9 protein-coding genes are annotated in these 10,060 nt (G+C 70.6%); 7 read left to right on the top strand and 2 right to left on the bottom strand.

All coding sequences use genetic code 11. From position 1 onward, the window contains the following. The coding region (locus tag BGO22_RS13490) for an indolepyruvate ferredoxin oxidoreductase family protein (protein WP_286851274.1) at positions 1-3,403 on the bottom strand (3,403 nt) is incomplete at its 3' end. Positions 3,404-3,580: 177 nt separating this feature from the next. Here BGO22_RS13490 and BGO22_RS13485 point away from each other — a divergent pair. The 7 genes from BGO22_RS13485 (at position 3,581) to BGO22_RS13455 (ending at position 9,641) form a co-directional block, all read left to right on the top strand. Further along, positions 3,581-4,075 (top strand): Lrp/AsnC family transcriptional regulator, encoded by a 495-nt coding sequence (locus tag BGO22_RS13485; RefSeq protein ID WP_070399876.1) that lies wholly within the window; start codon positions 3,581-3,583, stop codon positions 4,073-4,075. A 351-nt stretch (positions 4,076-4,426) separates the two neighbouring features. Next, the gene (locus tag BGO22_RS13480; protein WP_204743675.1) at positions 4,427-5,026 is read left to right on the top strand and encodes a hypothetical protein; all 600 of its coding nucleotides are present in this window, start codon (positions 4,427-4,429) and stop codon (positions 5,024-5,026) included. 166 nt (positions 5,027-5,192) lie between these two features. Next, entirely contained in the window at positions 5,193-5,849 is a 657-nt protein-coding gene (locus BGO22_RS13475; protein WP_286851271.1) for a hypothetical protein, read from the top strand. Next, positions 5,846-6,316 carry a hypothetical protein gene (locus BGO22_RS13470; protein WP_286851269.1) on the top strand — a complete coding sequence of 157 codons (471 nt, stop codon included), beginning with the start codon at positions 5,846-5,848 and terminating at the stop codon, positions 6,314-6,316. Before BGO22_RS13475 ends, BGO22_RS13470 begins: the two co-directional genes overlap by 4 nt. Before the next feature lie 7 nt (positions 6,317-6,323). Continuing rightward, complete coding sequence (locus BGO22_RS13465; protein WP_204743677.1) at positions 6,324-7,133, top strand: COG1470 family protein; 810 nt, start codon at positions 6,324-6,326, stop codon at positions 7,131-7,133. An 8-nt stretch (positions 7,134-7,141) separates the two neighbouring features. Then, a complete protein-coding gene (locus BGO22_RS13460; protein ID WP_286851267.1) occupies positions 7,142-9,106 on the top strand; it encodes a carboxypeptidase-like regulatory domain-containing protein in 1,965 nt (654 codons plus the stop codon). 61 nt (positions 9,107-9,167) lie between these two features. Further along, complete coding sequence (locus tag BGO22_RS13455; protein WP_286851265.1) at positions 9,168-9,641, top strand: hypothetical protein; 474 nt, start codon at positions 9,168-9,170, stop codon at positions 9,639-9,641. 116 nt (positions 9,642-9,757) lie between these two features. Here BGO22_RS13455 and BGO22_RS13450 read toward each other — a convergent pair. Continuing rightward, positions 9,758-10,060, bottom strand: a 303-nt coding sequence (locus BGO22_RS13450) for a helix-turn-helix domain-containing protein (RefSeq protein WP_286851263.1), incomplete at its 5' end; no start/stop codon positions are given.

The following is a 10,060-nucleotide window of genomic DNA, read 5'->3' as shown; positions in this document are numbered from 1 at the left end:
CGCGCTCCATGCGGCGCTCGGCGGTGCGGCCGAAGGGATCGAGCGCGCCGCCACGCAGGCCCTTGAACTTCGCCAGCCAGCGGAAGGCCGTGAACATGAAAGGACCGTAGGGCCGCTTGACCAGCTCGCCGCGCTCGTTCTTCTTGGCGAACAGCGGCGGCGCCAGGTGCACCTTGAGCGAGAAGTCGCCCTCGAACTGGGCCGCGATCTTGTCGTGGAAGGCGGCGTCGGTGTGCAGGCGCGCCACCTCGTACTCGTCCTTGTAGGCCATGAGCTTGAACAGCGAACGCGCCACCGCCTCGCTCAGCGCGGTCTTGCCCAGGGCCTGCGACTCGGCCTGGCGCACGCGCTCGACGAAGTCGCGGTATTCGCGGGCGTAGGCCGCGTTCTGGTAGCCGGTGAGGAAATCGGCCCGGCGGGCGATGAGCTGCTCCAGCGTCTCGCGCGGCTGGAACTGGATGACCTGCGCGGCCGGACCGGCCAGACCGCTGGCGGCCAGCACGGCCGGCAGGTCGTGCGCGGCGCGGCGGCCCCATTCGAAGGCGGCCTTGTTCTGCTCCACCGCCACAGCGTTGAGCTCGATCGCGCGCATCAGTGCGGCCTGGCCCAGCGGGATCCAGCCCTTCTGCCAGGCGTAGCCCAGCATCAGCGGGTTGGTGTACAGGCTGTCGCCGAGCAGGCGGGTGGCCAGGTGCTCGGCGTCCACCACGCCCACCGCCTGATGGCCCAGGTGGTTGACCAGGGTGTCCACGCAGGCCTGCGCAGGGCTGAGCCAGTCGGGATTCTTCACGAAAGCCGCCGTGGGCGTGGCGCTGCTGTTCACGGCCACGTGCGTGCGGCCCTCGCGCAGGCGCTGCCAGGTTTCCTTGTTGGCGGCCACGATCGGGTCGCAGCCGATGACCAGGTCGGCCGAGGCGGCCGAGACGCGGGTGGTGCGGATGCGCTCCTGCGAGTCGCCGATCAGCACGTGGCTCCAAGTGGCGCCGCCCTTTTGCGCCAGGCCCGCCGCGTCCTGCGTGACGATGCCCTTGCCTTCCAGGTGCGCGGCCACGCCCAGCAGCTGGCCGATGGTGATGACGCCCGTGCCGCCCACGCCGGCGACGATGATGCCCCAGGCGTCGTGGCCCAGCGCTGGCAACGTCGGGTGCGGCAGCGCGCCGCCCTCCCACCCGGCCTTGGCCGCGCCCTTCTTCTTGCGCAGCTGGCCGCCCTCCACCGTGACGAAGCTCGGGCAGAAGCCGTTCACGCAGGAGAAGTCCTTGTTGCAGGTGCTCTGGTTGATCTGGCGCTTGCGGCCGAAGGGCGTCTCCAGCGGCTCCACCGACAGGCAGTTGGACTTCTCGCCGCAGTCGCCGCAGCCCTCGCACACCAGCTCGTTGATGACCACGCGCTGGTTCGGCTCGGCCATGGTGCCGCGCTTGCGGCGGCGGCGTTTTTCGGTGGCGCAGGTCTGGTCGTAGATGATGACCGTGGTGCCCTCGATCTCACGGAACTCGCGCTGCACCGCGTCCAGCGTGTCGCGGTGCTGGATGGCGATGCCCTCGGGAATGCCCGTCACGCCGTCGTATTTGTCGGGCTCGTCGGTGACGATGGTGATCTTCTTCACCCCCTCGGCGCGCATGCTCTGCGCGATCTGCACCACGCTGTGGCCCGAAGCCGACAGGCTTCCTTCCTCGCCGTGGCGCTCGCCAACAAGCTGGCCGCCGGTCATGGCCACGGCATCGTTGTAGAGGATCTTGTAGGTGATGTTCACGCCCGAGGCGATGCTCTGGCGGATCGCCAGGATGCCCGAGTGGAAGTAGGTGCCGTCGCCGAGGTTGGCGAACATGTGCTTGTCGGTGCTGAAGGGCTGCTGACCCACCCAGGGCACGCCCTCGCCGCCCATCTGGGTGAAGCCCACGGTGGCGCGGTCCATCCAGATGCTCATAAAGTGGCAACCGATGCCGGCCATGGCGCGCGAGCCCTCAGGCACCTTGGTGCTGGTGTTGTGCGGGCAGCCGGAGCAGAACCAGGGCTGGCGCTCGGCGCCGGGCACGCCCTGGGTCAACAGGGTCTGCAGCGAGCGCTCCTGGGCGTCGAGGATGGCCAGCTGCGCGTCGATGCGCGCCATCACGTCCTCGGGCACATTGCCCAGCTTCTTCAGGCGCCTGGCGATGGCGCGCGCGATCAGCGCCGGATTGAGGTCGGCCTTGGCGCGCAGCAGGGTGTTGGCGCTGGGGTTGGGGCGCGACCATTCGCCGCCGCTGAAATCGTCCTCGGACTCGTCGAACTTGCCGAGCACGTTGGGGCGCACGTCGGGCCGCCAGTTGTAGAGCTCTTCCTTCAGCTGGTACTCGATGACCTGGCGCTTTTCCTCCACCACCAGGATCTCGCGCAGGCCGGTGGCGAACTCGCGCGTGGTCTGCGCCTCCAGCGGCCACACCACCGCCACCTTGTGCAAGCGCAAACCGATGCGGCGGCAGGTGGCGTCGTCCAGGCCCAGGTCCACCAGCGCCTGGCGCGTGTCGTTGTACGCCTTGCCGCTGGCGATGACGCCGAAGCGGTCGTTGGGTCCGGCCACCACGTTGTGGTTGAGCTTGTTGGCGCGCACGTAGGCCAGGGCCGCGTACCACTTGTGGTCGAACAGGCGGGCCTCCTGCTCCAGCGCGTGGTCGGGCCAGCGGATGTGCAGGCCGCCGGGTGGCATCTCGAACTCGGGGATCACGATCTGCACGCGCTCGGGGTCGATCAGCGCGGTGGAGCTCGATTCGACGATCTCCTGGATGGTCTTCATGCCCGTCCACACGCCCGAGAAGCGGCTCATGGCGAAGGCGTGCAGGCCCAGGTCCAGGATCTCCTGCACGCTGGCCGGAAAGAACACCGGCAGGCCGCAGGCCTTGAAGATGTGGTCGCTTTGGTGCGCGGCGGTGGAGCTCTTGGCCACGTGGTCGTCGCCGGCCACCGCGATCACGCCGCCCCAGGGGCTGGTGCCGGCCATGTTGGCGTGCTTGAAAACGTCGGAGCAGCGGTCCACGCCCGGGCCCTTGCCATACCAGATGCCGAAGACGCCATCGAAGCGGTTCGTGCCCGGGGGCGCGAAGCCCAGCTGCTGCGTGCCCCACAGCGCCGTGGCCGCCAGCTCCTCGTTCACGCCGGGCTGGAAGACGATGTTCTGCTTCTTGAGGTGCGGCGCCGCCTTCTGCAGGGACTGGTCATAGCCCCCCAGCGGCGAACCGCGGTAGCCGCTGATGAACCCCGCCGTGTTCTTGCCGATCAGCGCGTCGCGCTGGCGCTGCAGCATGGGCAGCTTCACCAGGGCCTGCACCCCGCTCATGAAGGCGCGGCCGTGGTCCAGTGTGTATTTGTCGTCCAGGGTGACGGTTTCCAGGGCCTGGCGGATGTGCTCGGGCAGCGGCGCGTTCATGTTCTGTCTCCTTCGTGGGCGGGGCGTCTCGTGGACGCAGGCGTGCGGGGGCCGGCCCCGGGTAGGGACCGGCCCCCAGTCTGCCGCGCAGTGTATGCCCCAGCTTCCGATAGGTGTTTGCTTTTCATGCCCGGAATTCGCATCATTCAGAAAGAATATTTCCTCTTTCCGCCCACCATGGAAACACTGGACAAGTTTGACCTCTCGATCCTGCAAGAACTGCAAGCCGATGGCCGGCTCACCAACGCCGAACTCGCGCAGCGCGTGGGCCTGTCGCCGGCGCCCTGCTGGCGGCGCGTGCGCTCACTGGAAGAGCGGGGCTTCATCCAGGGCTACCGCGCCGTGCTGGACCGCGACAAGCTCGGCCTGGGGGTGCTGGCCTTCGTGCGGCTGGACGCCGACCGCAACAACGGCGACACCACGCGCCAGCTCGAACAGGCCATCCGCGCCATCCCCGAGGTGGTGGCCTGCCACTACATCAGCGGCTCCGGCACCTTCGAGCTGCAGGTGGTGAGCCGCGACCTGCACCACTTCAGCGCCTTCGCCCGTGAGGTCCTGCTCAACCTGCCCAACGTCAAGGACCTGCACACCAGCTTCTCCCTGGGGGAGGTCAAGGCGGGCGGCGCGCTGCCCCTGAGCCACTTTGCGACCCTGCCCAAGCACTCGGCCTAAAGACCTAACGCCTGGGCATGGCCCCGGCCGCCCTGGGCCCTGAAAAGGCGCCGCTCGATCAAAAGCCGACGCCCCGCACCCCGGCCGGCGCCGCGCTGCCTTTGTTCTGATGACCTGCCGGGCAAAGGTACGCACACGGCAATACCAGACAAAACTTAAGCAAAACAATCGTCCATTTGTGGCCGAATTTCGACCGCTAAGTCACCTATGTGCCTCAAGTGCTTGAAAAACGTGACTTTTTCCTATCTGATGAATTGTCACAGGGAGTTTCCGCGCCTAGCATTCGGCCCAACGTCGAACCAAAGTGGTACGCCACAAAGTACTCAATCTTTCAAATTTGAAGGAACCCTTGTGAAGAACTCCCTGCTGCTCCGCTCGGCCCTGGCCCTGGCCCTGGCCACCCCCCTGATGGCGTCCGCCGAATCCCAGCTGGTCACCGGCGCCGGCAACGCCGCCGCCCGCCTGGATTTCCGCGTCATCGTGCCGCGCGTGCTGTTCCTGGGCGTGGGCACCGGCGCCGCCGCCGCCACCCCGGCCAACAACACCACCATCGACACGGTCACGTTCGACTACACCGCCAACCCGGCGGCCGTCGGCACCGGTGCGGCGGCCGGCACCATCACCGGCAACGTGGTGCCGGTGCGCGTGATCGGCAACAACGGCCAGATCACCCTGGCGGCCTCCACCACCGGCGCCCTGACCAACGCCAGCGCCGACACCATCGCCTGGTCCGAGATCACCGCCACCAGCAACCAGGCCGCCACGCTGCCCAGCCCGGTCATCCCGAACACCGGCGCGGGCGCGGCGAGCAACGTCTCCCTGTCCTCCGGCACCAAGGTCACGGACCGCTCGGCCAACTGGACCTTCAGCTACGCCAACTCGGCCGTGGTGGCCCCCGGCACCTACGGCACCAGCAACGGCCGCGTGACCTACACCGCGTCCATGCCCTGAAGGCGCGGGCCCGGCCGCAGGCTCAGCCCCCTGTGACACCAGGCCCCGGCCTGCGCCGGCGAACGAAGGGGACACACCATCCCCTTCGCCCGGCCTCCCCACCCGATCCGCCACCCCGATGGGACGCTCGACGAGCCGCCCCGGAAGCCCTAGGTCCCGAGACACCATGCCGCGCGCCGCGCCCTCGAGCCCCCTGAGAACCGCCGTCGGTGCTGGCCTGCTGCTGCTGGGCCTGGCGGAAATGGCCACCGCCCACGCCTGGTCGCTGAACATCAACTCCGGCAGCCGCCGCCTGTTCCTGCACGTGGGCAATGGTTCGGTGAGCAACGCCAGCGGCAACTTCAACGGCGCCACGGGCACCCACGGCGCGATCAACCTGGTGCAGGTCACGGTGCCGGCGGCCCAGCTGGGCAACGGCACCGACCTGGCCATGACCAGCGACAGCACCCAGTCCACCAGCCTGTACGGCGATGGCAACAACACCTGCCCGACGCCGTCCAGCCAGGTGATGGTGGGCGCCGGTTACCGCCGCAACGGCGGCTCGGCCAGCGCCACGCTCGGCGTCACCTCGCCCGCCAGCCTCACCAGCGCCGCGGGCGACACGATCCCCTTCACCGAAATCAGCTGGACCGTCTCGGCCCCGGGCAGCGGTGTGCCGAACGTGATCCCCGCCGGCACCTTCAGCGGCGCCACGCAGACCCTCGCCACGGTGCCCGGCAACACCTACATCGAGAACTGCCATAGCTTCAGCTACGCCAACAACGCCGTGCGCGCGGCGGGCACCTACAACGGGCGGGTGACCTACACCCTGAGCGCGCCATGAGCCGCGCGCGCCCACTGGCCCGCCTGGCCAGCGCCCTGCTGGGCGCCACGCTGGTCCTGCCGGCGGCGGCCAACCCGCACCGCCTGGACGACGCCCAGAGCTACACCGTTCCGCCCAATGTGCAGATGCAGTGGCTGCCGCTGAAGCCCGGCCAGCCTTTCGGGCAGGGCATGGAGGCCTGGCTGCGCGTGAACGTGCGCATCGACACCCGCCAGTGGGCCGGCCGCAGCGGTCGCGTCTACATGGTGCTGCCCTCGGACCAGGCCTCCCGCGTCGAGGCCGTCTGGACCACCCAGGGCCGGCTGCTGGCCGGGCGGCTGCTGTCCGGCGAGAGGGCCCTGGTGTACGCCGGCCCCATCCCCGGCCCGACGCTGCAGGACCAACTGCAGGTGCACCTGCGCGCCAACCCGGACTGGACCGCCAACAGCCGCCGCCTGGACTTCCATTTCGAACTGGACGTGGACTGAACGCCCCATGCGCATCGCCTCCTTGACACGCCTGCTGCTCGCCGCCGGGGCCGGCGCACTCGCCCTCCAGACCGTCCCCGCCGGGGCGCAGGGCTTCGCCGCCTACATCACGCCGCCCCGCTTCGAGCTGCAGCTCAAGGCCGGCGAGGCCTCGCGCCAGGTGGTGGAGATCCAGCACGCGGGCCTGCAGAAGGGCAGCTACCGCCTCTACACGAACGACTGGAGCCTGCGCGCCGACCAGTCGGTGGACTTCAGCGACGCCCTGGCACCCGACAGCTGCCGCCCCTGGGTGGCGATCGAGCGACGCGAGCTCACCATCGAACCCGGCGCGCGCTACCGCTACCGCTTCGAGATCGCGCCGCCGCCGGGCACGCCGGCGCGCGAGTGCCGCTTCGCGCTGATGATCGAAGGCCTGGACACCACGCGCGTGCAGGGCGACCTGAACTTCCCGGTGGGCGGGCGCATCGGCGTGATCGTCTACGCCAGCGTCGGCGACGCCGCGCCGCAGCTGGCCATCACCGGCACGCGCGTGGTCACGGTGCAAGGCCAGCCCACCGCCGTGGTCGACGTGCGCAACAGCGGCAACGCCCATGGCCGGCTGGAGGGCTTCGTCAACGGCACCGACGCCCGCGGCACGCGCGTGGAAATGGCGCCGGCCGACCTGCCCATCCTGCCGGGCGAGACCCGCTCGGTGGCGATCCTCCCGGTACCGGAGAACGGCAAGCCCGCGCCCGAGCTGCACTTTCCGCTGACGGTCAAGGGCCAACTGGAGTGGGGCAAGAACCGCCTGCCGCTGGACGCCCGCTTCGCGCCGTGAAGGCCCCGATGCCGCGTCCGCGCCTCGGCCTGCTGATCCTCCTGGGCGCCTGGGCGCCCTGGCTGGGCGCCCAGACCGGCGAGGCCCCGCCCGCCGGCGGCGCCGCGCCCTACGTGGACCGCGTGATCGAGAACCTGCCGCCCGAACCGGCGGACACCGCCGCCGACTATCCCTACGACCGCGACGGCTGGCCGCGCTACCTGCGGCTGGAGGCGCGCGTGGGCTCGTTGCCCTTCGACCAGCAGCGCCGCACCCGCATCGGCTACGGCCTGTACGGCCTGCTGGAAACGCCCAACCACGGCAGCCTGTCCATCGATGGCACCTACGCCCCGGCCGACAGCAGCGGCACGCTGACGCTGCGCCAGCGTGCTATGCCGCTGGACGGCGGCTGGCTGGCCAGCCACGAACTGGGCGTGATCAACCCGCCCATGCCGGGCATCCTGCGCCTGCCGGCGCGCGTGTTCGTGCCCAGCGCGCTGCTGCAGGGCGCCAGCGCCGAGTGGGAGAACCCGGGCCGCGGCCTGCAGTTGCAGGCCAGCACCGGCGAACCCGGCCGGCTCGACTTCCTGCCGGCCAACGGCTTTCGCCGCCTGCCCGGCCAGCGCACGGCCTTCGGCGGCCAGTGGCGCCTCGGCGCCGACGAGGCCAACCCGCTGGCCACCCAGGGCTGGACGCTCGCCCTGCGCCACGAGGACGGGCGGCGCGTGTCGGTGCTGGACACCCCCGCTCAGCCGAGCGACACCGTCAACGCCGACTCCACCCTGCTGGCCCTGCGGCGCGAAGACGCCGGCTACCGCCTGCAGGGCCAGCTGATGAGCACCCGCTCCAGCCAGTTCAGCGGCTCGCGCCGCGGCTTCTGGTTCGACGGCGAATGGGACGACGGCCCGCGCACCCACGGCTTGGGCGCCTACCGCCTGCAGCCGGACCTGAGCTGGGCGAACCTGCCCATGGCCAACGACCTGGTCGGCGCCTACGCGCGCACGGCCTGGCGCACGCGGCAGTGGTCGGCCGAGGGCTCCATCGACTGGCTCGACTCCCTCAGCGGGCGCAGCGGCAGCGGCACCTTCGCCACCGGCTCGGCCCGCCGGCGCCTCAACCGCGACCACAGCCTGGGCGCCGGCGCCACGCTGCGCCGCTTCGACGGCGACGCCTGGAGCACCTGGGGCGACTGGCGCTTCCAGAATGGCTGGGGCACCACCGGCCTGCGCCTGGAACTCACGCACGGCCAGGGCGAGCCCGACTCGCGCTGGCTGAGTTGGGACCAGGAGTGGGCCACGCAACAGGGCTGGGCGGTCTCCACCAGCCTCGGCCTGCGAAACTACGACGCCTTCCAGGCCCAGCCCGCCGAGAACGCCTGGAACGCCGCGCTGAGCCTGTCCGCGCCGCTGGGCAATCGCGCCGGCCTGCGCGGCAACCTCGCCACCGAGCGCGGCGACAACGGTCAGTCGCGCCACAGCCTGAACCTGAGCGCCAACTGGCGCATCGACCCGCGCTGGAGCCTGGAAGCCCACTACAACCGCTCCACCGGCCGCAGCCGCCTCGCGCCCTCGCTGGACCCGCTGGCGCCCTTCCTGCCGCTCACCGTGCCGGACTCGGACCGCTCGTTCTACGTGCTGCTGCGCTACGAGTTCGAGGCCGGCAGCCGCAGCGTGCCCCTGGGCGGGCGCGCGGCCGACGGCGGCGGGCGCATCGAAGGCACGGTGTATTTCGACACCAACCGCAACGGCACGCAGGAGGCCAGCGAGACCGGCGTGCCCAACGCCACCGTCTACCTGGACAACCGCTACGCCGTGCGCACCGACAGCCAGGGCCGCTTCGAATTCCCCTTCGTGGCCAGCGGGCCGCGCACGCTCAGCGTGCGCAACGACAGCCTGCCGCTGCCGTGGGGCGTGGTCGACAAGGGCCAGGCCCTGCTGGAGGTGCGCCGGCGCGAGAGCGTGTCGGTGAGCCTCCCGGTGCAGCGCAATGAATAAGCGCTGACGAACGGGGCCTTGCCCCATTCAAGTTCGGGCCCAAAAGCACGATAAGGGGTGCATGTCCACCCCCCTTCGCCCGTTCCTGCCCGCCGCGGCCGCCTGCGCGCTGCTGCTGGCGCCGGCCACCGGCATGGGCGACAGCGCGTGGGCACCGCGGGGCAATGCCAGTGCCGCGCTGGACTTCCGCATCGTCATTCCGCCGGTGATGCGCGTGCTGGAGAACAGCCACCCGCGCCAGCTCGACGCCTCCGCCGGCGGCGAGGCCAGTGCCCAGCAGCGCCTGGTGGTGCTATCCAACCTGAAGCACGGGTTCTGTGTCTCGCTGCGCCGCGCCGCGCCCCAACTCGGCACCTGGGAGCTGCAGGCCGACCCGAACAGCGGCGTCCAGCTCAGCCCCACGGCCGACGGCTACCGCCTCTGCGGCACCCGCCCGGGGCAATACACGGTGCTGCTGCAGCACCGCTTCGGCACCCGCGACAGCCAGGCCAGCGCCTTGCACTGGCCGGTGCAGACCGACATCTCGGCCATCTGATCCCCGCGCGCCGTGGCCGTTCGCCCACGAAACGCCGTGTCGGGATGTAAGCCTCACGCCCCGATCACGCATTCGAGCGTGGCCTCGCGGCGCGGCTGCGCCAATCTGTTCTGTACTTATCGGCGGGGGCGCGCGGACAGGTGCGGCGCGATGCCGTGGCGCTGCCACACCCGGCGCACGGTCGTGGCGCTGAGACCCAGGTAAGCCGCCAGGCTGCGCGTGCTCCAGTTCGTGCCCGCGGCCGGCTGCTCGTCCCGCGTCGCGCGCAACACGTACCACTCGACCGCGGCGGTCACGCTCGGCGCGCGCCCCGAACGCGGCGCGTCCTGCAGCAAGGCCTGGACGCCACCCTCGATGAAGCGCCGGCGCCACAAGGCCACCTGGCGCCGATCGAGCTTCACCTCCTCGGCGATGTCCTT

This window comes from Hydrogenophaga sp. 70-12 (assembly GCF_001897365.1).
GTDB lineage: Bacteria > Pseudomonadota > Gammaproteobacteria > Burkholderiales > Burkholderiaceae_C > Hydrogenophaga > Hydrogenophaga borbori.
Note: the sequence above shows the minus strand (reverse complement) of the source record. Positions and strands in the feature narration are given on the sequence as shown.

Bases quoted from the DNA above. Each gene is read 5' to 3' on its own strand.
- BGO22_RS13475 (WP_286851271.1), top strand. From the start codon at position 5,193: ATGCCGCGCGCCGCGCCCTCGAGCCCCCTGAGAACCGCCGTCGGTGCT.
- BGO22_RS13485 (WP_070399876.1), top strand. From the start codon at position 3,581: ATGGAAACACTGGACAAGTTTGACCTCTCGATCCTGCAAGAACTGCAA.
- BGO22_RS13465 (WP_204743677.1), top strand. From the start codon at position 6,324: ATGCGCATCGCCTCCTTGACACGCCTGCTGCTCGCCGCCGGGGCCGGC.
- BGO22_RS13470 (WP_286851269.1), top strand. From the start codon at position 5,846: ATGAGCCGCGCGCGCCCACTGGCCCGCCTGGCCAGCGCCCTGCTGGGC.
- BGO22_RS13460 (WP_286851267.1), top strand. From the start codon at position 7,142: ATGCCGCGTCCGCGCCTCGGCCTGCTGATCCTCCTGGGCGCCTGGGCG.
- BGO22_RS13455 (WP_286851265.1), top strand. From the start codon at position 9,168: ATGTCCACCCCCCTTCGCCCGTTCCTGCCCGCCGCGGCCGCCTGCGCG.